Here is a 21,287-nt window from a genome sequence, read left to right on the forward strand (position 1 = left end):
TCCTCCAGCTCGACTTGACGGATCACGGCGTTCACGGCATTCGCAGCATTCACGGCATTCACGGAATCGGCCGTCACCCGCGCTTCGCCCCTGGCTCCGAGGGCGTTTTGCGCCGGTGGGTGCTCGGTCAGCGGTGCGGTGCGGCCTGAGCGCCCTGGGGTGTGCGGGTCAGTCGCCCTGGCCGGCGCTGCCCATCGGGCCGACCTTCACCGGGGAGCCGGAGCCGTCCGTGGCGGGCAGCGTGGCGGCGCCGGGCCATTCGACGGAGAACGACTTCGTCTCGTCGGGCGGGGTCACCACCAGGGCCGTGACGCGGACGCCGGAGCCGCCCGACTTGTTGATCGGGTAGGTGACGCCGAAGTACACCGACTTCCCGTCCTTGAGGGTCATCGGGGTGCTCTTCTCACCGGTACGCTCCGCGGACAGCGATCCCGCGCTGGTCTTCAGGTCGACGCCCGCGTACCCGGAGAGCACGCAGTCCCGGCCGCCGCCGTTCTTCAGCTGCACCGCGACGGTGCCCTCGGTGTCGCCGTCGATGGTGCTGTCCGTCGCGGAGATGTCCAGGTCGTCGGTGCGGCACTTGCCGATCTTGCCGTTCTCGCCGGAGCCGGTCCCGGCGGCCGTGCCCTGCCCGCCGGAGCCCTTCCCGGCAGAGTCCTTCCCACCGCCCGAGGAGGACCCGGCGGACGCGGCCGGCGGGTCGTTCTGCGCCATGGCGTCATCGTCGTTCTGGCAGGCCGTGAGCGAGAGACCCGCGGCAACGGCCAGGGCGGCGAAGGTGAGCTTGCGAACGCGCATCGTTTCTTCCTCAATATCGGTGGGGGGAGTGCGGACCGCTCGGCAGGAGTCGGTACGGGCGAGCGTTTCTGATCACCAGGAGCCGCCCGGACCGGCCAACCGTTCCACCCAACCACCCCCTAATACATCCCTGTTACACGCACAGCCGGGCACAATGCACACCACCACCGCGAACACCCCGCCGGGGCACGCCATAGGCCGGCCGATCCGGCGGTTCCCGCCACCGTTGCGCACCTGTTCGCGGCCGCCGCCCACTGGGACAGACCCGTAACCCGGCGGATCTTGACCACAACCGGTGGCATGCCCGCCGGGCGAAGCGCACCGCCACCGTGACCTATGGCACCGGTCGGGCAGCCGTCCGCCGACCGACCGGATCGCGCTCACGAGACTCAGTTGATGACGATGGAGAACCAGGAGTCGGAAAGCTTGTTGTCGGTGTCCGTCGCCCAGACCCTCGCCTGCCGCTTGGCCGAGTCGCAGCTGCCGGCGGTGCTCCAGGAGTAGGACACGATCTTGCCGCGGCTGAGCGATGAGACGCTGGGCAGAACGTTCCCCGGAGAGAGGTCGCTGTCACGGAAGGTCACGCAGTACTCGCCGGGGCCCAGGTGCTGGACATTTTCAATCCCCTTGGCGCGCCGCACCTTGCCGTCGGGTTCGACCGTTGCGCCCGCCTGTGCGTACGGGGCCTTGACGTTGTCGGCCACGGCAACAGCCACCCCGGCAGTGGCCGCCACAACGGATACGCCCACGGCACCGAGGGCGAGAGAGCGGGTACTCCTGCTCTTGAACATGCACGTTCTCCTCTGGGACATGCCCGAGGGCTCACGGACAAGCCCTCGCGACCGTGCGCAGTCAAACAGGTGCCAGGAGTGATGACCCAGGGATGGGGCTTCGCATCACCCTGAAGCCTGACCCCGGTCAAGCAGCCGTTACGCAGGCACGCCCCAAGGGTGGCGACATCGACTGGGGCGGCCCCGGAACACCGTCCTGGTCAGCAGGAAGGTGCCCGCCTGCCCGAAGCGGGCAGGCGGGCATCCACCGGGCTACGGGCAACCGGGCACTCACCCGCCCGTCAGTCACGGTCAGGTCTCGCCGAGGCCGGTGCAGTATGCGATCGTCGCGTCGTCCGCCGCCACCGCGTGGCGGGCCTCCGCCTGCCGGACGCGGCGGATGATCTCGGCGGGTCCGCTCGATGCCAGGAGAGCGATGACCGTCGGCCAGTCGGCGAGCCGGAACCGGTCCACGATGCGGCCGGCTCCGTTGCTGAGCAGAACGGCGCCGGTCAGCTCGGAGAGCGGACAGCTTCCGGTGATCGCTTCGTCCGCCGCTCGCGGGTCGTCCTTGGCCACCCAGAACCCGCCCGGCCGGTTCCGGTTGGCGCGCAGCTCCCGGAGGATCCGGTGGTACGCGTCGCTCCCCTCGGCAGCGGCTTCGAGCATGGACGCGTACGGGCGGCTGATGAGCACCTCCCGGGGATCGGAGACGACGAGCGGCGCGTCATCCGCTCGGTCGAGCACGAGGAACGAGTCACCGAGCACCAGGTACTCGACGAGGCCGTCGGAAAGGCGCAGGAGGGCTACGGCCGCCGACGGGCTGATGGGCGCGGCGACATCGCAGGTGTCCCGGTGATCGTCCGTCACCTGCTCGATGGCCTCGGCGAGCAGCTCCGAGAGGCTGCGATCGCGCACGAGTGACAGGAGACCGAGGAGGCTGCCTCCCAGACGGCCGGCGTACCAGGCCACACCGTGCCGGCAGATCGACGCGGTGCCGGGGATGCCGGCACCGTCGATCAGCACCGCTGCCGTCGGCAGGGCGCCGGTGAAGTCCTCGTTCGCGCGATCGGTCCGCGCCGCGGAACTCGTCAACGTCACCCGCAAGCCTGGCTCCTCTTCCACGTGGCCGGTGGCGCAGGGAAGCGCCACCCTGAGCCGGCCTCACGGGAAAGGCCTCGGCGATGGCAGCTGGTGGGGCCTGTGCCGTCTGGACCGAGGCGGGCTCGCAGTGGCGCCCTCGATCTCGTGGCGGGAGGTCGGGGTGCCACCTCCAAGTATCCACTCCGCCGCCGGACTGCTGCTCTCCGAGGAGTGGGGCCTCACCGATGGCCGTGACCGTCCACGGGTGCGACATCGGCACCTGGACGCGTGACCCCGCCGTCTGGGACACCCTGCGCTCGGGCCGGACTGGGCGGCGTAGCCCGAAGCTTCCGCTCCGCGCCGGCGCGCAGCGGCCCCGTACACACCCGGACGAGATGCCGCGGCCGGCCGTGAGGTCAATACGCCTGTGACAGAACGAGGACGTCGCGGAGGACCGCCTGTGACTCAGCGCGAGATACAAATATTTCCGACCGCATGCACCGCCCTACTTCTGGGGGAACACCGTGAAGTACACCCGCATCACTGCTCTCGCCGCCATCGGCGTCGCCGCCACCCTCTCGCTCACCGCCTGTGGCAGCGATGGCTCCGGGAAGGACTCGTCCTCCAAGGGCTCCTCGTCCTCGTCTTCTTCGTCCTCGGACGGCGGCTCGAAGTCGGAGGGCGGCTCGGAGGCCGGCAACGCGAAGTCGGGCTCCGGTAAGGACATTGAGGCAAAGGCAGCCGCGGTCGGAACGAAGACCGGCGGCAAGGTCGCGTTCTGCAAGACGAAGGACCTGGCTATCGACGCCAGGGACGCCGCGCCCGACAAGGACTCCGGCAGGATCGACATCACCATGATCAACCGGGGTTCGACCACCTGCTCGGCGACGGGCTTCGCGGGCGTCGACATCAAGGACGCCGACAACACCTCGAACCCCATCGAGCGCGGCCACGCCCAGCCGCGTATCACCATCCTGAAGCCCGGCGACGCCGCTGTCTTCAACCTCGCCTACGACATCGACAACAGCGGCAACAGCCTCGCGTCCCCGACCAACATCCTGGTGACGCCCCCGAACGAGACCCACACCGTGAGCCTGAAGTGGCCCGCGGGTGCGGGGGACATCAAGGGCGCCTACACCGACGTCGAGGTCTACCCCACGCACACGACCAAGTAAGGGCGGTGCGCGCGGCCTGGGTCCAGGACCCACTCATGCACACTGGCTAGGAACGGTACTTGCGACGGCGTTGCAGCTGATCAGAGCAGGTATGACGGTGATAGCCGCATCGGGAATCGTGTGTCACCGTGGGCCCATGGAAGGGAAAGGGCGCAGCTGCATACCTGACCACCACGATCACGGCAACAAAGGACACCACCACGGCGGCTCCCGCCTGGCCCGGTCGCGGCACCAACTGGCCCATCTGGTCAAGCCGCACAGCCATGAGGCCGCTGACAAGGTCGACGCGGCGATGGAGACCTCGCGAGAGGGAATGCGCACGCTGTGGACCTCCCTCGCCGTCCTGGGCGTCACGACGGTGGTCCAGGCCATGATCGTCGCCCTGTCGGGATCGGTGGCGTTGCTGGGCGACACGATCCACAACGCCGCCGACGCGCTGACCGCGGTGCCGCTGGGCATCGCGTTCGTCCTGGGCCGACGGACGGCCAACCGTCGCTACACCTATGGCTACGGTCGTGCCGAGGACCTGGCCGGTATTTTCATCGTCATCACCATCGCGGCCTCCGCGGCCTTGGCGGCATGGGCAGCGATCGACCGGCTGCTCAACCCCCGCGACATCACCCACCTGTGGGCGGTCTCCGCGGCCGCACTCGCCGGGTTCGTCGGCAACGAGTGGGTGGCCCGCTACCGCATCCGTACCGGCCGCCGCATCGGCTCGGCCGCCTTGGTCGCCGACGGTCTGCACGCCCGCACCGACGGCTTCACATCCCTGGCCGTCCTCTTCGGCGCAGCAGGGGCAGCCCTGGGCTGGCGCTACGCCGACCCCGTCATCGGCCTGCTCATCACCGCCGTCATCCTCTTGGTCCTCAAGGACGCTGCCCGGGAGGTCTGCCGTCGCCTGATGGACTCCGTCGACCCGGCCCTGGTGGAGAACGCCGAAGCGGCCCTGGCTTCCGTGGAGGGCGTACGCGGGGTCGGCCAGGTGCGCATGCGCTGGATCGGCCACGTGCTGCGCGCCGAGGCCGACATCGTCATCGACCCTCATCTGACCGTCGTCGCCGCCCACCGGCTGGCTGTCGAGGCCGAACACGCTCTGATCCACGCCGTCCCCCGCCTCACCGCAGCCACCGTGCACACCGACCACACACCCACGGGCGGCAACGACCCGCACGCCGCCCTCCACCACCACAACCACATACGACCGGGCCACACGCCCCGAGCCGGCAAGGATGCGGGAGTGTCTGATGCCACCCTCGACGATGTGACGACGACCCTCGGCCGGTGCCACCCCGATCGGGCAGGAGACGCCCGTCCCGCCGATCCCGCAGTAGTCCGCCCGAGTGCCGTCGCGATGCGATCACCAGGCGCCAGCGCGCCGAGAATCGGCCTCAGTCCCGCACCAGTGGGCAGGCCGACCGTGGGCGCGATCCGGTCGAACGACCCAGGCGCGTGCTCCGTCGCGTCGGCAATGACGAAGTGGGGGAGATCCCGAGCTGGGCCAGCCGTTCACCAGCCGCACGGGTGAGATGGGGGTCCAATTCCAAGCTGGTCACGTGCTGATCCCCGATGCGCCGAGCCACATAAGCGGTGAGTCCACCACTCCCGGTCCCCAAATCCAGGACCGAAAGCCCGTCCCCCAGCCGTCCATGCCGAAGCATGCGCACCACGAGACTCGGCATCGTTGCCGATGACGTGGGCCGACCGTGCGCCCGATCCCCGATTTGGGCATGGTCGGCATGCAGGGAGTCAACGCAGCCGCCCCGGTATGACGCGTAACGCCGGGACGGCTGCCGGCAGGGCAGCTCAGTTGCCGCAGGCGCATCCCGCCGCTGGCTTGGACGTCACGGTCTCGGCGGTCCCGCTCTGGCTGGTGCAGCAGACATCGCTTTCGAGGGCAGGGCTCTTGCCCAGCTGGTCGGCGTCTGCCTTGACGACGTAGATCTCCCACGGCTCCTTGCCGGGGCCGTGGACCCAGACCTTGTCTTGGAGGGCGTAGCAGCAGGAGGTGTCGTTCTCCTCGAAGGTCGCGAGCCCGGCGTCCTTGAGGCGGGTGGTGGCGGCGGTGACCTCGTCGGTGGTCTCCACCTCGACGCCGAGGTGGTCCAGGCGGGTTTCCTGTCCCGGCTCGCCCTCGATGAGGACGAGCTTGAGCGGCGGTGCGGTGATCGTGAAGTTCGCGTAGCCGGGGCGCCGCTTGGCGGGCTGGACGCCGAAGAGCTTGGAGTAGAAGGTGACCGACGCTTCGAGGTCGGCGACGTTGAGCGCGAGCTGGGCACGGGACACGGCGGTCTCCCCGAATCAGTTGCATTGATGCCTGTCGATGCAACCTTGCGCCTTGGATCGAGAAACGTCAACATAGAAGCATGTCGAAACAAGAGCTTGTGGCGCTCGGCCAGGACGGCGTCGAAGGATGCTGCCCCGCCCTGCTGACCGCTCCACTGGACGAAGGCCAGGCCGAGACGCTGGCAAGGGTGTTCAAGGCCCTGGGCGACCCGGTGCGGCTGCGGCTGCTGTCGATGATCGCCTCCCGCGCGGGCGGGGAGGTCTGTGTCTGCGACCTCACCCCCGCCTTTGACCTGTCGCAGCCGACGATCTCCCACCACCTGAAACTGCTGAAGCAGGCCGGGCTCATCGACTCCGAGCGGCGCGGTACCTGGGTGTACTACCGGCTGCTGCCACAGATGACCGACCGCCTCGCGGCGATCCTCACCCGGCCCACCGGGCAGTCCTTGGCAGAGACCGCGCCGGCCGGGGCCGCCTCGTGAGCGCCGAGTCCACCACCACGGTGCCCGCAGGGCCGGTCGCCGGGCGGCTGTCCTTTCTGGACCGCTTCCTCGCCGTGTGGATTCTCATCGCGATGGCCGCTGGCCTCGGCCTGGGTCGCCTCGTGCCCGGCCTGGGGAGCGCGCTCGCGAAGGTCACCGTCACCGGCGTCTCGCTGCCGATCGCGCTCGGCCTGCTCGTGATGATGTACCCGGTGCTCGCCAAGGTCCGCTACGACCGCCTGGACACCATCACTCGCGACCGGCGCCTGCTGATCCCGTCCCTGGCCCTGAACTGGGTCGTCGGCCCGGCCCTGATGTTCGCCCTGGCTTGGCTCTTCCTGCCGGACCTACCCGAGTACCGCACCGGCCTGATCATCGTCGGCCTCGCCCGCTGCATCGCCATGGTCATCATCTGGAACGACCTCGCCTGCGGCGACCGCGAAGCCGCCGCTGTCCTCGTCGCCCTGAACTCCGTGTTCCAGGTGATCGCGTTCAGCCTGCTCGGCTGGTTCTACCTCTCCGTACTCCCCGGCTGGCTCGGTCTGGAACAGACTGCGCTCGACGTGTCCGTATGGGAGATCGCCCGCAGCGTGCTGATCTTCCTCGGCATCCCGCTGCTGGCCGGGTTCCTCACCCGCCGCCTGGGCGAGAAGGCCAAGGGACGCACCTGGTACGAGACGAAACTGATCCCCCGCATCGGGCCGTTCGCCCTGTACGGGCTGCTGTTCACCATCGTGGTGCTGTTCGCCCTCCAGGGCGACGCCATCACCTCCCAGCCGCTCGACGTCGTACGGATCGCGTTGCCGCTGCTGGTGTACTTCGCCGTGATGTGGGCCGGGTCCATGGTCGTCGGGCGCGCGGTCGGACTCGACTACCCGAAAGCCACGACGCTGGCGTTCACTGCTGCGGGCAACAACTTCGAGCTGGCCATCGCGGTCGCCATCGCCACCTTCGGAGCCACCTCCGGCCAGGCCCTCGCCGGAGTCGTCGGGCCCCTCATCGAGGTGCCCGTCCTCATCGGCCTGGTCTACGTCGCCCTGGCCGCCCGCCGCTTCTTCCCTCAGCCCACCCCGGCGGCCACACCGGCTGCCTCTCCGGAAGGCTCCGCCCGTGTCTGAGATCAAGCCGTCCGTGCTGTTCGTGTGCGTCCACAACGCCGGCCGCTCGCAGATGGCCGCCGCCTTCCTCACGCACCTCTCCGAGGGCCGGGTCGAGGTTCGCTCCGCCGGGTCCGCACCGGCCGACGTTGTGAACCCGGCGGCCGTTCAGGCGATGGCGGAGGTCGGCATCGACATGTCCGCCGAGACGCCGAAGGTCCTGACCGTCGAAGCCGTGCGGGCGTCCGACGTGGTGATCACCATGGGCTGCGGCGACACCTGCCCCGTCTTCCCCGGCAAGAAGTACCTCGACTGGAAGCTGGAAGATCCGGCCGGGCAGGGCCTCGACGCCGTACAACCGATCCGCGACCAGATCGAGCAGCGCATCCGCGGCTTGCTCGCCGAACTCCTGCCCGAGCGCACCTGACCTCCGCTTGGCAATCGCCGCTGTCGTCCAGCGGACAGGCGTCCCGGGCAGGCAGCGGAATCCGTGCCGCGAGGTCTGCCCAGGCCGCTCCGCCGAGCAGTTCAGCCAGCCGCCTCTCGAACGGCCAGCAGCTGATTCAGCGCGGGCGTTCTTCGCCGCGCCGCTAGTAGGAGACATGCCTTGCCAGGGCATCGAGCTGTCGGCAGTGGTACTCAGTGCCCGGTGAGAGCCGCCGTAGTAGCACCTCCCACGGCTGCCCGCCCGGCCGCACGACGACGGCATGGGCGCCCCGGGCCTGGATTACCATGCAGGGCATCTCTTTGACCCGTTCGAACACCACCTGACCAGGCTTCAACTGCCGCCAGCAGGTGAACACCTGTGATGGGTGTGGCGCTTCGGATGGGCGGTTGCGGTGTTGCTTTGCAGTCGACGCGGCAGGCGCATTGATTCCTCGGGTGCTCACCCCAGCCCGCAGTTGGTCAGCGTTCATCGCTGACGTGAAGGCGGCACGTGGTACCCGCTGAGCGTCGTCCCGGCGGCTGTGTCAGCAAGAGAGGGCTGGGTGCGCTGTAACGCGCGGGTGTAGGCGTGCCCGCCGGCCAAAAGCAGGCAGGCGGGCACTCACCGGGCCCCGGTTGGTCTGTCACTCCCCAGCCGGAGCGATCCCCACGGGGCATGCAACGCCGGTGCCGCCGATCCCGCAGTAGCCCGCCGGGTTCTTGTCCAGGTACTGCTGGTGGTACGCCTCCGCGGGCCAGAACGTGCGGCCCTGCGCCGGGAGGATCTCCGTGGTGATCTCGCCGTAGCCGGAGCCGGTGAGGACCTTCTGGTACGCCTCGCGGGAGGCCGTCACGGCCGCCGCCTGCTCGGGGGAGTGGGTGTAGATCGCCGAGCGGTACTGCGTGCCCACGTCATTGCCCTGGCGGAAGCCCTGGGTCGGGTCGTGGGACTCCCAGAACAGCTTCAGCAGCTCGGGGTACGAGACGGTCTTCGGGTCGAAGACGACCCGGACCGCTTCCGTGTGGCCGGTCAGGCCCGAGCAGACCTCTTCGTACGCGGGGTTCTCGGTGTAGCCGCCCTGGTATCCGACGAGCGTCGTCCAGACGCCGTCCGTCTGCCAGAACTTGCGCTCGGCGCCCCAGAAGCAGCCCAGCGCGAAGTCCGCGATCTCCAGACCCTCCGGGTACGGGCCCAGCAGCGGGTTGCCGAGGACCGTGTGGCGGGACGGGACGGTGAATTCGGGGGTGGGGCGGCCCTTCAGGGCCTCCTCAGGGGTGGGGAGCTGGGGGGTACGGCGGTGCAGGAACATGCGGGGGCTCCTCCAGGGGCTGGGGTTTACGGTCCGTACAACGCGGTGCGGGCGCCGGAGATTCCGGCGCCCGCACCGTGTACGCGAGGGTCAGTTGCCGTTCGCCTCCACGACCCGCCGGGCGCTGTAGCCGCGGCAGTGGACGCAGTACTTCTTCGGATCCCTGAAGTACGACCACGGGGCACCGGCATCGAAGTGGCCGTCGATCGCCCGGAACTGCCCCACCGCCGCCCGTGTCACCGGACGGCCGCCGGGCAGTACCCCGGCGGCAGGTGCCCGGCGGCTACCGCGGCAGCGTCGCCGGGCTGCCGCCGTTCGCCTCGTAGCCGGCGACCGCCAGCGCCCGGTAGACCGTGTACTCGGCGGCCGGGTCGGAGTTCTGGGTCCACGGCAGGGCCCCCACGTGGCCGTCGATGTGGACGAGCTGGTTCATCGCCTCCGACCAGCGCTCCATCCGGACGAGGAAGAGGACCAGCAGGTGCCGGACATGGGCGAGCATCGGATCGTCCGCACGGGCCGCGTGCACCGCGAACAGGGCGCCCTCGACCGCCTTGGTCACCACCGCGCTCCGGTAGAAGCCCTGCACGAGATTGACCTCGGGAAGGTGCTCGTACACCGCGAAGAGCGGCAGCGCGGCCAGCAACGAGCCCTGCGGGGCACGGGCGGCCGCCGTGGTGGCGAAGCGGTCGGCCTCCTCGCGGGAGCCGTGCCACTTCTCGCACCAGTAGTGCAGCGCGGCGATGTGCGCGCCCATGTGGGCCGGGGCCCGGTCGATGATCTTCGCCCAGAGCTGGTCGAACTCCTCGTGGGAATACCCGAGTCCGCGGCCGACGGCCAGTTCGACGAGGTACGGGACGGGGTCGCCCGGCGCCAGCAGTGCCGCCTCGCCGCAGACCGTACGGGCCTCCTCCAGGATGATCCGGAAGTCGTCCGTCCCCGCGGTCGACGAACGCCACGCCTGCTGCACCAGGAACTCGGCGTGCACCGCCGCACCGCCCGCGTCCTTCGGCGCCTCGGCGCGCCACATCCGCAGCCACGCACCACCGGCACCGGGCTGCTGCGCCAGCTCCAGCGAGGCGGCACCCGCGAACGCCTGCACCCGCTGCCACCGCACCTCGCCCTCCTTCGGCGTACCGGCCAGCAGCTGCGAGGCCGCCCGCCAGTCCTGGCTGCGCTGCACGACATCGAGCACATCGAGCAGATCCTGGTCCGGGCCCGGCAGCCGGACGTCCAGTTCCTCCTGGCGTACGAAGCCGTAGGTGTCCGGATCGGCGGCGTCCGGCGAACCGGGTGCGACCTGACGGATTCCGCCGCGGCGACGCAGCACGAAGGGGCCGATGACCGCGGCGAGCATGCAGAGCGCGAGCAGGAACCAGAGAATCTCCATGCCCCCATTGTCACCGGACGGCCCTGAAGCCCGGTGAGCGCCCTCGTGACGAACTACGCTCGGGCCCCATGAGCGACCAGCACAGCTTCGAGACTCTCGCCATCCACGCCGGAAATACCGCCGATCCCCTCACCGGCGCCGTTGTTCCGCCCATCTATCAGGTGTCCACGTACAAGCAGGACGGCGTGGGCGGGCTGCGCGGCGGCTACGAGTACAGCCGCAGCGCCAACCCGACCCGTACCGCCCTGGAGGACAACCTCGCGGCCCTGGAGGGCGGCCGTCGCGGCCTCGCCTTCGCGTCCGGCCTCGCGGCCGAGGACTGCCTGCTCCGTACTCTGCTCGCTCCGGGCGACCACGTGGTCATCCCGAACGACGCCTACGGCGGCACGTTCCGGCTGTTCGCGAAGGTCGTCTCGCGGTGGGGCGTGGAGTTCTCCGTCGCCAATACCTCGGACGTGGCGGCGGTGCGGGCGGCGATCACCCCGCGCACCAAGGCGATCTGGGTGGAGACCCCGTCCAACCCGCTGCTCGGTATCACCGACATCGCCGCGATCGCCGGTGTGGCCCGCGCGGCAGGTGTGCGACTGGTCGTCGACAACACCTTCGCCAGCCCCTACCTCCAGCAGCCGCTCGCCCTGGGGGCCGATGTGGTGGTGCACTCCACCACGAAGTACATGGGCGGCCACTCGGACGTCGTCGGCGGTGCACTGATCGTCAACGACCCGGAACTGGCCGAGGAGTTGGCGTACCACCAGAACGCGATGGGTGCGGTCGCCGGGCCGTTCGACGCCTGGCTGGTGCTGCGCGGCATCAAGACCCTCGCGGTCCGCATGGACCGGCACTGCGAGAACGCCACCAAGATCGCCGATCTGCTGACCCGGCACCCCAAGGTCACCCAGGTCCTCTACCCGGGGCTGCCCGAGCACCCGGGGCACGAGGTCGCCGCCAAGCAGATGAAGGCCTTCGGCGGAATGGTGTCCTTCCGGGTCGTGGGCGGCGAGGACGCGGCCGTCCACGTCTGCAACCGGGCGAAGCTGTTCACCCTGGGCGAGTCGCTGGGCGGCGTCGAGTCCCTGGTGGAGCACCCGGGCCGCATGACGCACGCCTCGGCGGCCGGCTCCCCGCTGGAGGTGCCGGCCGACCTCGTCCGGATCTCCGTCGGCATCGAGTCCGCCGACGACCTGATGGCCGATCTGACGCAGGCCCTCGGCTGACGCCTCCGACGCAGGTCCTCGGCCGGTGCTCGTGCGCGGCCGGGGCACGACGAAGGCGGGCGGCCCGGTCACCGAGGCCCGCCCGCCGGCCTCCGCGCCCGGGGCCGTCAGGTGCCGGCCTTCTCGTCGTCCAGCGACGCCCGGATCTGTTCGCGCAGTTCCGGGCCGTCGGTGTGTTCATGGACGGAGACCGCGTGTTCCGCCGCGGCCCGTACGACTTCCTCTTCCTCGCCCGAGATGGTGAGCGAGCAGTTCGTGACGCTCGGATACGTGCGGCAGTCGGCGACTTTCCTGGTCATCGCAGCCTCCTCGGCCGGTTCCCGCGGCGCCCCTTCCAGGATATTCGCCGGTGCGACGGCTCGCCCCGAACCGGACCTCACCAGCTGTCCGGCGGCGTCGTCTCACTGGGCGGCACCTGCCACGGCTGCGTCGTCACCGCCCACACCATGAACGCGACCACCGCGGCGAACGCCGCGAGCAGCACCAGCCGACGGGCGAAACGCCGCCTGCGCAGCAGCCGGCCGCCGTGCTCGGCCGCCCGCTGCGCCAGATCGGCGGGCACCTGCGGATGGGGACCGTCCAGCATGCGCCGGACCTCGTCCTCCCGGCTGCCGCCACCTCCGCGGCGGCTCACGGCGTGGCCCCCAGCGGCCGTTGCGGCCCCCACCGCGCCGTGGGCCCGCGGGTGCCGCGCATCGTGGCCACCGAACGGTTGCAGATCGCCCGGACCCGCTCCACCGGAAGCCCCAGCAGCGCCGCGGCCTGCTCCTCCGCGACGCCCTCGTACAGCCGCAGTACGAGCACCAGGCGCTCCTGCGGGGTGAGCCGGTCCAGCGGCCCGCCGCGTGGCCGTCTGTGCCGCCACACCTCATGGGCGAACCCGATGGCCAGCTCCCGCCGGGTGCGGTCGTACGGGTCCTCGCCGCGCAGCCGTTCCCACTGCGCGTATGTGCGGGCCAGCGCGGCCGTGAGCATCCGCTGGGCCCGGGGGTTCGCCCCGGGCGGCCGCAGGGGCTCGGCGGTGAGCAGCGTGGCCGTGTGCAGCAGTCGGCTGGCCGCGCCCGCGACGAAGGTCTCGAATTCCTGGGCGCGGCGCCGCTCCCGGCCCGCCTGGCGCTCTCGCACACTGCTCATCCGAGCCGTTGCGGGGGCTCCTGGTCAAGAGGTGTGCGCCGCCCGGTGGCGGCGGTGGTGCCGCCCGCTATCCGGCCGGGGGCGTCTGGTGTGTGGTCTGCCGGGCGGCCAGCGCGGTGTTGAACCGGGTGAGCAGCGTGCAGAACGTCTCGCGCTCCTCGGCCGTCCATTCGTCCGTCACCTGCGTCATGAGTTCGCGCCGGGAGGCGCGGACCTCGTCCAGCCGTGCCTGGCCGCGCGGCGACAGCTGGAGCACGACGGCCCGGCCGTCCTCCGGGTGCGAGGTGCGCTTGACCAGGCCGGTGTCGACGAGCGGCGCGACCTGCCGGGTCACGGTCGAGGAGTCGATCCCCATGCCCGCGGCCAGCGCCTTGACGCCCATCGGGCCTTCCCGGTCCAGCCGGTTGAGCAGCAGATAGGCGGCACGGTCCATGGAATTGCGCACCTGGCCGATAGCGCCGAGGCGGGTCTGCTCGGCACGGCGGGCGAATACCGCGACCTGGTGCTGCAGCGCATCGAGGACGTGGTCGGAACCCGTGGATTCGGGGGTGGCGCCCCCGGAAGGAGACGCAGCTGTCGTCATGTCCTGAGGGGGCATGGCCGGGGGCTCTCTTCGTGCGGTGTCGGATGGGTGGGGGACAGAGTACGCGGCCACGGGGCAACGCGTACCAGCGCTGCACAAACCTGTGGACAACGGGGCGGGACGGGGTCGTACCGGGCGTCCGGGGCGGCGCCGAGCTGCAAGACTTACGGTATGAACTTCCGCACGTCCGGCCGCTTTCCCCCGCTGATCCTCGACGACATCCGCGGGGCGCAGAAGATGCTCTCCGGTGTGGCCAGGGTGACCGCCATGGAAGGCAGCCGCCACCTGACGGAGCTCGTGGGCGCTCCGGTCCACCTCAAGTGCGAGAACCTGCAACGGACCGGTTCGTTCAAACTGCGCGGCGCGTACGTACGGATCGCCGGGCTGTCCCCGGTGGAACGGGCGGCCGGGGTCGTCGCCGCGAGCGCCGGAAACCATGCGCAGGGCGTCGCCCTCGCGTCCGCGTTGCTCGGCGTACGGTCGACGGTCTTCATGCCCGTCGGGGCGCCGCTGCCGAAGGTGGCCGCCACCCGCCAGTACGGGGCACAGGTCCGGCTGCACGGCCATGTCGTCGACGAGACGCTCGCCGCCGCGCAGGAGTACGCCCAGGAGACCGGTGCGGTCTTCATCCACCCCTTCGACCACCCGGACATCATCGCGGGACAGGGCACGGTGGGCCTGGAGATCCTCGAACAGTGCCCCGAGGTGCGCACCATCGTCGTGGGGGTCGGCGGCGGCGGTCTCGCCGCCGGCATCGCGGTGGCGGTCAAGGCGCTGCGGCCCGATGTGCGGATCGTCGGCGTGCAGGCGGCGGGCGCGGCCTGCTATCCGCCGTCGCTGGCCGCCGGACATCCGGTGTCGATCGGCTCACCGACCACCATGGCGGACGGCATCAGGGTGGGGCGCCCCGGCGACGTGCCGTTCGACCTGGTGCGGGATCTGGTCGACGAGGTCCGTACGGTCTCCGAGGACGAGCTGTCCAGTGCGCTGCTGCTCTGCCTGGAGCGGGCGAAGCTCGTGGTGGAGCCGGCCGGCGCGAGCCCGGTCGCGGCGCTGCTGAGCGATCCGGAGTCGTTCCGCGGGCCGGTGGTCGCGCTGCTGTCGGGCGGCAATGTGGACCCGTTGCTGATGCAGCGCGTCCTGACCCACGGGATGGTGGCGGCCGGCCGGTATCTGAGCCTGCGGCTGCGGCTGACCGACCGCCCCGGCGCGCTGGCCACGCTGCTGGCCGTGCTCTCGGTGGTCGACGCCAATGTGCTCGACATCGGCCATGTGCGGACCGACCCCCGGCTCGGACTCACCGAGGTCGAGGTGGAGCTGCAGCTGGAGACGAAGGGCCCGGAGCACTGCGAGGAGGTCTCGACGGCGCTGCGCGACGCGGGGTATCTCGTGATGGGCTGACTCCCGGGCACCGACGCGAGGTGCCTCCGGCCCGACGGACCGGAGGCACCTAGGGCCTCTCGTTTGGATCATGCCGGGCTCGCGGGGCCTGGCACGCACTCCCCCAAGGCCTTAAGGGCCAGGGGGGACCCCCCTCCGCGTTGTCGTCACTCGCCAGGGCTCCGCCCTGACTCCCTCCTCCGCCTTGCGATCGCACGCACCAGGTCCCGCTCCCTGATCCGGCCTGATCCAAACGAAAGGCCCTAGCGCCGATGGTGCGGGATCAGCCCGTGTAGGGCTTCGCCGCGAGGATCTTCACGGTGGCCGTCCTGCCATTCGGCAGCTCGTACTCGGCGTCGTCGCCCATGCGCTTGCCGTTCACACCGGTGCCGAGCGGCGACTGCGGGGAGTACGTCTCGATGTCCGCGCTCGCGTACTCGCGCGAGGCGAGCAGGAAGGTCAGCGTGTCGTCCGGGTCGTTGTCGAAGGCGATCGTCACGACCATGCCGGGCTCGACCACGCCGTCGTCGGCGGGCGCCTCGCCGACCTTCGCGTGCTCCAGGAGCTGGGTGAGCTGGCGCACGCGCAGCTCCATCTTGCCCTGCTCCTCCTTGGCCGCGTGGTACCCGCCATTCTCCCGGAGGTCACCCTCCTCACGGGCCGCCGCGATCTTTACGGAGATTTCCGTGCGCGCGGGACCAGACAGGTACTCCAGCTCGGCCTTGAGCTGGTTGTACGCCTCCTGCGTGAGCCAGGTGACGTTTTCGCTGGTCTGGGTCACAGGGTGCTCCTCGTCGGTACTGGGAATACAAAGCATCGCCCTACCCGTAAGCATGTGCCTTCACGGGTGGGCGAAACCACGAGCCTAACAATTCCCCAGGAAAAGGGGGAGAAGGTAAAACGTCGGAACCGTGTGTGGGCAGGTCAGCGCCTGCGACGCCGGTTCAGCGCCGGTGTGCGGCGGTCAATGGGCCGCCCCGCCGTCCTCGGTGCAGCCCAGCAGTTCGACGCTGGTCGCCCTGGATGTCGTGCGCAACGACAGGACGCGGTCGATACGGTCCGTGCGCTCGTCGAAGCGGAAGTCCTTGCGAGCGACGTCGCTGCCGTCCTCGTGCTGCGAGCGGAGGGTGCAGTAGCCCTTGGCGTCCGTGTCCTTGCGCACCTCCAGGTGCACCTCGACCCGCTCGTCCGAGACGACCTTGAACTTGATCACCTCGGCGCTGATGTCCTGGCCGCCGACGTAGTCGAAGCCGATCCAGCCGATGATGCCGAGGAGAGCGACGCCCAGCACCGAACCGATGATCTTGAGCTTGCGGTCCGCGCGCTGGTCGGCGGAGCGTCCGTAGCGGTTCTCCGGAAGCTCTTCGCGCACCGCGGCCATGATCGTTCCTCCCGGACCGGGGATCGAGGAATTTTCCACCCCCCGGTTCGGTCACTATAGAAGCCTGCCGACCGCCACCCGACCGCCACCCCACACCGACGTCCCACCGGGACGGCACTTCTCCACGGCGTCCAGAATCAATGAGGATCGAGTCTTGACTGAGCAGCTGCGACTGATGGCCGTTCACGCCCACCCCGACGACGAGTCGAGCAAGGGCGCGGCCACCATGGCCAAGTATGTGTCCGAGGGGGTGGACGTGCTGGTCGTGACCTGCACGGGGGGCGAGCGCGGCTCCATCCTCAACCCGAAGCTCCAGGGCGACGCGTACATCGAGGAGAACATCCACGAGGTGCGCAAGAAGGAGATGGACGAGGCCCGGGAGATCCTGGGCGTCGGGCAGGAGTGGCTCGGCTTCGTCGACTCGGGGCTGCCCGAGGGCGACCCGCTGCCGCCGCTGCCCGAGGGCTGCTTCGCGCTGGAGGACGAGGAGAAGGCCGCCGGCCGCCTCGTCCGCAGCATCCGTGCGTTCCGGCCGCAGGTCGTCACGACGTACGACGAGAACGGCGGGTACCCGCACCCCGACCACATCATGACCCACAAGATCACGATGATCGCCTTCGACGGCGCGGCGGACACCGAGCTGTACCCCGAGTCGGAGTTCGGCCCGGCCTGGCAGCCGCAGAAGCTCTACTACAACCAGGGCTTCAACCGGCCGCGCACGGTGGCCCTCCACGAGGCGCTGCTGGCCCGTGGCCTGGAGTCCCCGTACGGCGAGTGGCTGGAGCGCTGGAAGGAGTTCGAGCGCGACGAACGCACGCTGACCACGCACATTCCGTGCGCGGACTTCTTCGAGATCCGCGACCGGGCGCTGATCGCGCACGCGACGCAGATCGATCCCGACGGCGGCTGGTTCCGGGTTCCGATGGAGATCCAGAAGGAGGTCTGGCCGACCGAGGAGTACGAGCTGGCGAAGTCTCTCGTCGATACCTCCCTCCCCGAGAGCGACCTCTTCGCGGGCATCCGCGACAATGCCTGATATGTACGCGACCCAGGCACTGACCGACCTTGTTCCGCTTGCCGAAGAGCTCGACAAGAACAAGGTGACCCCCGGCGTTCTCGGCTTCATCGTCTTCGCGGCGCTCGCCGTGGGCGTGTGGCTGCTGATGAAGTCCATGAACCGGCACATGGGCAAGGTCGACTTCGTGGAGGCCCCGGACCCGGCGGAGGCTGCCGACGCCCCCGTCGGGGCGGGTTCTGCGAAGCGGAAGTAGACACGGGGCGGTTCCCGGGCGTCCGGCGGCCGCCCCCCCGGCCCGGCCCCGGCCCCGGCCCCGGCCTCGGGCGGGCCGGGGCCGGGGACGAACATGTCCTCAGCCGCCGGACGGACCGGCTGCGGGCCGGACCGGTACGCCCATGACCTCCCGGGCATGACGTGTCGGCGTCATGCCCAGGCGCCACGCCTGCCAGCCGTCCTCCAGGTCCACACCGCGGTTCAGCACCACCGTGAACGCCTTCGCGCACTCCTCCAGCTTGCCGTCGCGCGTCGGATGACCGGCCAGGAGCAGGTCGGACAGCTCCTGCTGTGCCACCACCGTGCCCACCTCGCTGCCGCCCGGTGACGCGTACGGCAGCAGGGTGCAGCGCAGGAAGCGGGCCCAGTCCGCGCCCCGCGCGTCGCCGTAGGAATCGAACAGCTCCGCCGCCTCGCCGCACAGCTCCAGTGCCTGCGGGGCGCGGTTGTTGCCCGCGTCGACCAGAGCCAGCTCCAGGCACGTCCACGCCTCGCCGTGGGCGACGCCGATGCGCCGGAAATCGGCCCGGGCGTCGACCAGGAGCTGGCGGGCGAAGCCGGAGTTGCGGAGGTTCCCGGTCTGCGCGGCCCGCTGGTCGCGGGTGACCCGGCCCGAGTGGTGGCGGGCGCACGCCAGCCCGTACACGTCCCGCATCCGGGAGAACATCGAGCGGGCCCGCTCCAGCTGCCGCACCGCCTGGTCGGTGTCGCCGTTCTCCTCCAGGGCCTGGCCCAGGTAGTACCGCGTCCACGCCTCGCCGCGCGCGTCCTCGTTGTCGCGGTGGCGGGCCAGGGCCAGGTGGAGTTCCTCGGCCGCCGTGGCCGGGTCGCCGTCGAGCAGCCGGGCGCGGGCCAGCTGGGTCAGCGCCCAGGCCTCGCCGCGCTCGTCACGGGTGCGGCTGTACAGATCCAGGGCCGTGCGCAGGGCGTCCTTCGCCCGGTCCACCTCGCCCATCCGCAGCAGGGTCTGGCCCAGCTGGAACTGCGTCCAGGCCTCGCCGTGCAGCGACTCGCCCTCCCGGTGCAGGGCCAGCGCGGAGTCCAGGAGGGTCAGCGCCTGGGCCAGACGGGCCCGGTCGCGTTCGACGGCGGCCAGGGCGTGCAGCGACCAGGCCCGGTCCTCGGCCTGCTCGTCGGAGGACTGGAGCTCGATCGCCTCCCGCAGCCGTGCCGCCGCCTCGGTCAGATTGCCCTGGTGGTGCAGGGTGATGCCGAGGGAGCAGAGCGCCAGCGCCGTACCCGCGTCGTTCTGCGCCTCGCGGTAGAGCCCGACCACCGACGACAGTGTGGTGCGGGCCTTGTCCAGTTCGCCGAGCTGACGGGCCGCGATGCCGGTGCGCCACTGCACGGACCGCTCCAGCAGCCCCTTGTCCACGGCCTGCGTGAGCTCGCTGATCTCGCCCAGCCGGTAGAGGTCGCCGCGCAGCAGGCAGTAGTCGCACAGCGCGCCCAGCAGATCCAGTACGGCCCCCTGGTCGACGCCCTCCGCGTGCCGGAGCGCCGAGGTGATGAAACTCGACTCGTCGTCCAGCCAGCGCAGCGCCGAGTCGAGCGAATTGAACCCGTGCGAGCCGAACTGCCCGGCCCGGGTGGACATCTTGCCGTCCACCATGCGGATCACCGCACCGGCCAGCTCCGCGTAGTTCTTGATCAGCCGCTCCTGGGCCGCGGTACGGTCGGCCGCGGTCTCCTCCTCCCGCAACCGGTCCAGGGCGAAGCCCCGTACGAGATCGTGCAGCCGGTAGCGCGAGCCGCGTACGTGGTCCAGGAGCCCGGCCCCGGCCAGGGCCGTCAGCAGCCGCCCGGCCTCCTGCTCGTCGGCAAAGAGCAGCGCGGCCGCCGCCGCGGCGCCCAGGCTGGCCCGCCCGGCCAGCGCGAGCCGGCGCAGCAGCCGCCGGGCCTGATCGGACTGGTCGGTGTAGCGCAGCCACAGCGCCCGCTCGACCGGCGCGATCCGGCCGGCGTGCGCGGCGAGATCGGTGGCGAGCGCGCCGGGGGTGCGCGCGCCGAGCGAGGAGCCCGCGATCCGCAGCGCCAGCGGCAGCCCGCCGCACAGCTCGACGACGGTGTCCGTCGACCGGGCGTCGTACGGCCCCTCCTCCGTCTCCCCGGCCGCCTCGCGCAGCAGCTCCTCCGCGCCCGCCGCGTCCAGCGCGCCGACCGGCAGCTGGTGGACCCGGGCGGGGATGCCGGCGGGCAGTTCCAGGGGCTCGCGGGCGGTGACCAGGACGAGGCTGTCGGAGCGCTCGGGGATCAGGGTGCGGACCTGGTCGGCGTCGCCCGCGTCGTCGAGGACGATCGTCACGGGGGTGCCGGTCAGATGCTGGTGGTACAGCTCGCTCAGCCGCCGCACCTGCTGCTCGGCAAAGGCCCTTCCCCGGTCTCCCGGCTCCGCTCGGCCAGGGGAGCCCCCATCCCGGAAGAGCAGCTGTTCGCGGGGCGCGCCCAGCCGGTTCAGCAGATGCAGCAGCGCGTCCCGGGCCGGCAGCGGCGCCTCGCCGGGCACGTCGCCGCGCAGGTCCACCACGCAGGCGCCCCGGAACTGGTCCTTCAGGCTGCGGGCCGCCCGCACCGCGAGCGTGGTGCGTCCCGCGCCGGGCGCGCCGTGCAGGACGACGACGGTCGGCTTGGTCTCCGTCGACGCGCGGGCCTCGCGCACCCACTGCGCGATCTGCGCCAGCTCGGCCCGCCGCCCGGCGAACGGCCCGTCGGCGGCGGGCAGCTGGCCGAACGACTGGTCGAGGACCGCGCGCATGCGGGCCGCCGCGCTGCGGTCACCGCCCCGCAGCTGCGGGGCGGTGCGCACCTGTGCGGGGACCTTCTTCGCCGGTGTGCGCGACGAGGGGCTGAGCATCCGCTGCTGGTCGAGGAACGGGCGGATGCCCCGTACCTCCAGCGCCGCCAGCCACTGCAGCCGCAGCTGTTCGGTGCCGCCGGGCTGCCCGAGCGCGCCCGCGCGCCGGTGGGCGGCGGGCCAGTGCGACGCGGTGGCCCTGGCGACGGTCGTCGCGGCCCCCGCGACCGCGACGACGGCGCCCGCGCCGAGGGCCGGCCCCGTCGCCGTACCGAACGCGACGTCAGCGCCGAAGGCGGCGACCGCAGCAACCCCGGTGACCAGCAGGGGAGTCCCCAGGGCCGCCCGGCTGAACCGCTGCGACAGCGGTTGCTGCCCGGCCTCCGCCGCGTCCAGCGCCTGGAGATACGCGGCGTACTCGTCGGCCGCGCCGGCTGCCAGGGAATCGAGCGCGGCCCGCCCGCGTGCTGTCAGCGTGCCGGCGTCGGCCCGCCCGCCCGAGCGCCGCACCTCTTCCTCGACTGCTCGTACCAACAGCCCTTCGGCTTCCGTCCGATGGCTGTCCCGCATGTGTGTCCCCCTCCGGTTACGACGATGGCACCTGCCTCGGCCGGCAGCGCCGCCCAGTGTCCTGCGTGCGGCCCGTCGGCGCGAGGGAGCGGGGCGGCGGACCGCGCCTGAGAGAGGATGTGGGTGTGC

Annotated in this window: 23 protein-coding genes and 1 pseudogene; 9 read left to right on the forward strand and 15 right to left on the reverse strand. The window is 71.0% G+C overall.

Annotation, left to right across the window (positions count from 1 at the left end; translation table 11 throughout):
* Window positions 1–168: 168 nt before the first annotated feature.
* The 3 genes from ACF08M_RS19055 to ACF08M_RS19065 form a co-directional block, all read right to left on the reverse strand.
* Window positions 169–798: a DUF4232 domain-containing protein gene (locus ACF08M_RS19055; RefSeq protein ID WP_392186406.1), complete on the reverse strand. Its 630-nt coding sequence runs from the start codon at window positions 796–798 to the stop codon at window positions 169–171.
* A 389-nt stretch (window positions 799–1,187) separates the two neighbouring features.
* Complete coding sequence (locus ACF08M_RS19060; RefSeq protein ID WP_392186407.1) at window positions 1,188–1,589, reverse strand: hypothetical protein; 402 nt, start codon at window positions 1,587–1,589, stop codon at window positions 1,188–1,190.
* Between the two features lie 291 nt (window positions 1,590–1,880).
* A complete protein-coding gene (locus ACF08M_RS19065; RefSeq protein ID WP_392186408.1) occupies window positions 1,881–2,675 on the reverse strand; it encodes an integrase in 795 nt (264 codons plus the stop codon).
* Between the two features lie 500 nt (window positions 2,676–3,175).
* Here ACF08M_RS19065 and ACF08M_RS19070 point away from each other — a divergent pair, with 500 nt between their 5' ends.
* Together ACF08M_RS19070 and ACF08M_RS19075 are read left to right on the forward strand one after the other, a co-directional pair.
* On the forward strand, window positions 3,176–3,826 hold the full coding sequence (locus tag ACF08M_RS19070; RefSeq protein ID WP_392186409.1) for a DUF4232 domain-containing protein: 651 nt from the start codon (window positions 3,176–3,178) through the stop codon (window positions 3,824–3,826).
* Window positions 3,827–3,962: 136 nt separating this feature from the next.
* A pseudogene (locus ACF08M_RS19075) lies at window positions 3,963–5,027 on the forward strand (cation diffusion facilitator family transporter); the annotation flags it as partial.
* 187 nt (window positions 5,028–5,214) lie between these two features.
* On the opposite strand, the gene ACF08M_RS19080 reads toward ACF08M_RS19075, so the two are convergent.
* Together ACF08M_RS19080 and ACF08M_RS19085 are read right to left on the reverse strand one after the other, a co-directional pair.
* Entirely contained in the window at window positions 5,215–5,505 is a 291-nt protein-coding gene (locus ACF08M_RS19080) for a methyltransferase domain-containing protein (RefSeq protein WP_392186410.1), read from the reverse strand.
* 124 nt (window positions 5,506–5,629) lie between these two features.
* The gene (locus tag ACF08M_RS19085; RefSeq protein WP_392186411.1) at window positions 5,630–6,109 is read right to left on the reverse strand and encodes an ArsI/CadI family heavy metal resistance metalloenzyme; all 480 of its coding nucleotides are present in this window, start codon (window positions 6,107–6,109) and stop codon (window positions 5,630–5,632) included.
* An 80-nt stretch (window positions 6,110–6,189) separates the two neighbouring features.
* Between ACF08M_RS19085 and ACF08M_RS19090 the strand changes: the two genes are divergently transcribed.
* From ACF08M_RS19090 to ACF08M_RS19100, 3 genes are read left to right on the forward strand one after another with little or no spacing between them, the layout of a single operon-like run.
* The gene (locus tag ACF08M_RS19090) at window positions 6,190–6,591 is read left to right on the forward strand and encodes an ArsR/SmtB family transcription factor (protein ID WP_392186412.1); all 402 of its coding nucleotides are present in this window, start codon (window positions 6,190–6,192) and stop codon (window positions 6,589–6,591) included.
* A gap of 20 nt (window positions 6,592–6,611) precedes the next feature.
* The gene (gene arsB, locus ACF08M_RS19095) at window positions 6,612–7,709 is read left to right on the forward strand and encodes an ACR3 family arsenite efflux transporter (RefSeq protein WP_392186551.1); all 1,098 of its coding nucleotides are present in this window, start codon (window positions 6,612–6,614) and stop codon (window positions 7,707–7,709) included.
* Complete coding sequence (locus ACF08M_RS19100) at window positions 7,702–8,115, forward strand: arsenate reductase ArsC (protein WP_392186413.1); 414 nt, start codon at window positions 7,702–7,704, stop codon at window positions 8,113–8,115. The genes arsB and ACF08M_RS19100 overlap by 8 nt, the downstream gene beginning before the upstream one ends.
* 643 nt (window positions 8,116–8,758) lie before the next feature.
* Here the strand turns inward: ACF08M_RS19100 and msrA are convergent.
* The 3 genes from msrA to ACF08M_RS19115 all read right to left on the reverse strand — a co-directional run bounded on the left by msrA (window position 8,759) and on the right by ACF08M_RS19115 (window position 10,811).
* Window positions 8,759–9,424, reverse strand: coding sequence for a peptide-methionine (S)-S-oxide reductase MsrA (gene msrA / locus ACF08M_RS19105; RefSeq protein ID WP_392186414.1), 666 nt, complete (start codon window positions 9,422–9,424; stop codon window positions 8,759–8,761).
* A gap of 90 nt (window positions 9,425–9,514) precedes the next feature.
* Window positions 9,515–9,649 carry a hypothetical protein gene (locus tag ACF08M_RS19110; protein ID WP_392186415.1) on the reverse strand — a complete coding sequence of 45 codons (135 nt, stop codon included), beginning with the start codon at window positions 9,647–9,649 and terminating at the stop codon, window positions 9,515–9,517.
* 58 nt (window positions 9,650–9,707) lie between these two features.
* Entirely contained in the window at window positions 9,708–10,811 is a 1,104-nt protein-coding gene (locus tag ACF08M_RS19115; protein ID WP_392186416.1) for a hypothetical protein, read from the reverse strand.
* Between the two features lie 68 nt (window positions 10,812–10,879).
* Here ACF08M_RS19115 and ACF08M_RS19120 point away from each other — a divergent pair, with 68 nt between their 5' ends.
* Entirely contained in the window at window positions 10,880–12,025 is a 1,146-nt protein-coding gene (locus ACF08M_RS19120) for a cystathionine gamma-synthase (RefSeq protein ID WP_392186417.1), read from the forward strand.
* A gap of 107 nt (window positions 12,026–12,132) precedes the next feature.
* On the opposite strand, the gene ACF08M_RS19125 is transcribed toward ACF08M_RS19120, so the two are convergent.
* The 4 genes from ACF08M_RS19125 to ACF08M_RS19140 form a co-directional block, all read right to left on the reverse strand.
* Complete coding sequence (locus tag ACF08M_RS19125) at window positions 12,133–12,324, reverse strand: DUF1059 domain-containing protein (RefSeq protein WP_392186418.1); 192 nt, start codon at window positions 12,322–12,324, stop codon at window positions 12,133–12,135.
* A gap of 77 nt (window positions 12,325–12,401) precedes the next feature.
* Window positions 12,402–12,611: a hypothetical protein gene (locus ACF08M_RS19130; protein WP_392186552.1), complete on the reverse strand. Its 210-nt coding sequence runs from the start codon at window positions 12,609–12,611 to the stop codon at window positions 12,402–12,404.
* 44 nt (window positions 12,612–12,655) lie between these two features.
* Entirely contained in the window at window positions 12,656–13,150 is a 495-nt protein-coding gene (locus ACF08M_RS19135) for a sigma factor-like helix-turn-helix DNA-binding protein (protein WP_392186553.1), read from the reverse strand.
* Window positions 13,151–13,226: 76 nt separating this feature from the next.
* On the reverse strand, window positions 13,227–13,757 hold the full coding sequence (locus tag ACF08M_RS19140; protein ID WP_392186419.1) for a MarR family winged helix-turn-helix transcriptional regulator: 531 nt from the start codon (window positions 13,755–13,757) through the stop codon (window positions 13,227–13,229).
* A 156-nt stretch (window positions 13,758–13,913) separates the two neighbouring features.
* Between ACF08M_RS19140 and ilvA the strand changes: the two genes are divergently transcribed.
* Window positions 13,914–15,143, forward strand: coding sequence for a threonine ammonia-lyase (gene ilvA / locus ACF08M_RS19145; protein WP_392186420.1), 1,230 nt, complete (start codon window positions 13,914–13,916; stop codon window positions 15,141–15,143).
* Window positions 15,144–15,405: 262 nt separating this feature from the next.
* On the opposite strand, the gene greA is transcribed toward ilvA, so the two are convergent.
* Both greA and ACF08M_RS19155 read right to left on the reverse strand, forming a co-directional pair.
* Window positions 15,406–15,903, reverse strand: a complete 498-nt coding sequence (greA, locus tag ACF08M_RS19150) for a transcription elongation factor GreA (RefSeq protein ID WP_392186421.1) — start codon at window positions 15,901–15,903, stop codon at window positions 15,406–15,408.
* Between the two features lie 183 nt (window positions 15,904–16,086).
* Window positions 16,087–16,503, reverse strand: a complete 417-nt coding sequence (locus ACF08M_RS19155; RefSeq protein WP_392186422.1) for a DUF4307 domain-containing protein — start codon at window positions 16,501–16,503, stop codon at window positions 16,087–16,089.
* Between the two features lie 154 nt (window positions 16,504–16,657).
* On the opposite strand from ACF08M_RS19155, the gene mca reads away from it, so the two are divergent.
* Together mca and ACF08M_RS19165 are read left to right on the forward strand one after the other, a co-directional pair.
* Complete coding sequence (gene mca / locus ACF08M_RS19160) at window positions 16,658–17,539, forward strand: mycothiol conjugate amidase Mca (protein ID WP_392186423.1); 882 nt, start codon at window positions 16,658–16,660, stop codon at window positions 17,537–17,539.
* A gap of 1 nt (window position 17,540) precedes the next feature.
* The gene (locus ACF08M_RS19165) at window positions 17,541–17,774 is read left to right on the forward strand and encodes a hypothetical protein (RefSeq protein WP_392186424.1); all 234 of its coding nucleotides are present in this window, start codon (window positions 17,541–17,543) and stop codon (window positions 17,772–17,774) included.
* Between the two features lie 99 nt (window positions 17,775–17,873).
* Here ACF08M_RS19165 and ACF08M_RS19170 read toward each other — a convergent pair whose 3' ends face one another.
* The gene (locus tag ACF08M_RS19170) at window positions 17,874–21,158 is read right to left on the reverse strand and encodes a tetratricopeptide repeat protein (protein WP_392186425.1); all 3,285 of its coding nucleotides are present in this window, start codon (window positions 21,156–21,158) and stop codon (window positions 17,874–17,876) included.
* Window positions 21,159–21,287 lie beyond the last annotated feature (129 nt).

Origin of the sequence: Streptomyces sp. NPDC015032, from assembly GCF_043080425.1 — a bacterium.
Taxonomy (GTDB): domain Bacteria; phylum Actinomycetota; class Actinomycetes; order Streptomycetales; family Streptomycetaceae; genus Streptomyces.

Excerpts from the sequence above, each read along its gene's own strand:
- ACF08M_RS19055 (WP_392186406.1), bottom strand. The coding sequence starts at position 798 with ATGCGCGTTCGCAAGCTCACCTTCGCCGCCCTGGCCGTTGCCGCGGGT.
- ACF08M_RS19090 (WP_392186412.1), top strand. The coding sequence starts at position 6,190 with ATGTCGAAACAAGAGCTTGTGGCGCTCGGCCAGGACGGCGTCGAAGGA.
- ACF08M_RS19125 (WP_392186418.1), bottom strand. The coding sequence starts at position 12,324 with ATGACCAGGAAAGTCGCCGACTGCCGCACGTATCCGAGCGTCACGAAC.
- ACF08M_RS19115 (WP_392186416.1), bottom strand. The coding sequence starts at position 10,811 with ATGGAGATTCTCTGGTTCCTGCTCGCGCTCTGCATGCTCGCCGCGGTC.
- ACF08M_RS19155 (WP_392186422.1), bottom strand. The coding sequence starts at position 16,503 with ATGGCCGCGGTGCGCGAAGAGCTTCCGGAGAACCGCTACGGACGCTCC.
- ACF08M_RS19140 (WP_392186419.1), bottom strand. The coding sequence starts at position 13,757 with ATGCCCCCTCAGGACATGACGACAGCTGCGTCTCCTTCCGGGGGCGCC.
- ACF08M_RS19165 (WP_392186424.1), top strand. The coding sequence starts at position 17,541 with ATGTACGCGACCCAGGCACTGACCGACCTTGTTCCGCTTGCCGAAGAG.
- ACF08M_RS19080 (WP_392186410.1), bottom strand. The coding sequence starts at position 5,505 with ATGCCGAGTCTCGTGGTGCGCATGCTTCGGCATGGACGGCTGGGGGAC.
- ACF08M_RS19130 (WP_392186552.1), bottom strand. The coding sequence starts at position 12,611 with ATGCTGGACGGTCCCCATCCGCAGGTGCCCGCCGATCTGGCGCAGCGG.
- ilvA (WP_392186420.1), top strand. The coding sequence starts at position 13,914 with ATGAACTTCCGCACGTCCGGCCGCTTTCCCCCGCTGATCCTCGACGAC.
- ACF08M_RS19120 (WP_392186417.1), top strand. The coding sequence starts at position 10,880 with ATGAGCGACCAGCACAGCTTCGAGACTCTCGCCATCCACGCCGGAAAT.
- msrA (WP_392186414.1), bottom strand. The coding sequence starts at position 9,424 with ATGTTCCTGCACCGCCGTACCCCCCAGCTCCCCACCCCTGAGGAGGCC.
- ACF08M_RS19170 (WP_392186425.1), bottom strand. The coding sequence starts at position 21,158 with ATGCGGGACAGCCATCGGACGGAAGCCGAAGGGCTGTTGGTACGAGCA.
- ACF08M_RS19060 (WP_392186407.1), bottom strand. The coding sequence starts at position 1,589 with ATGTTCAAGAGCAGGAGTACCCGCTCTCTCGCCCTCGGTGCCGTGGGC.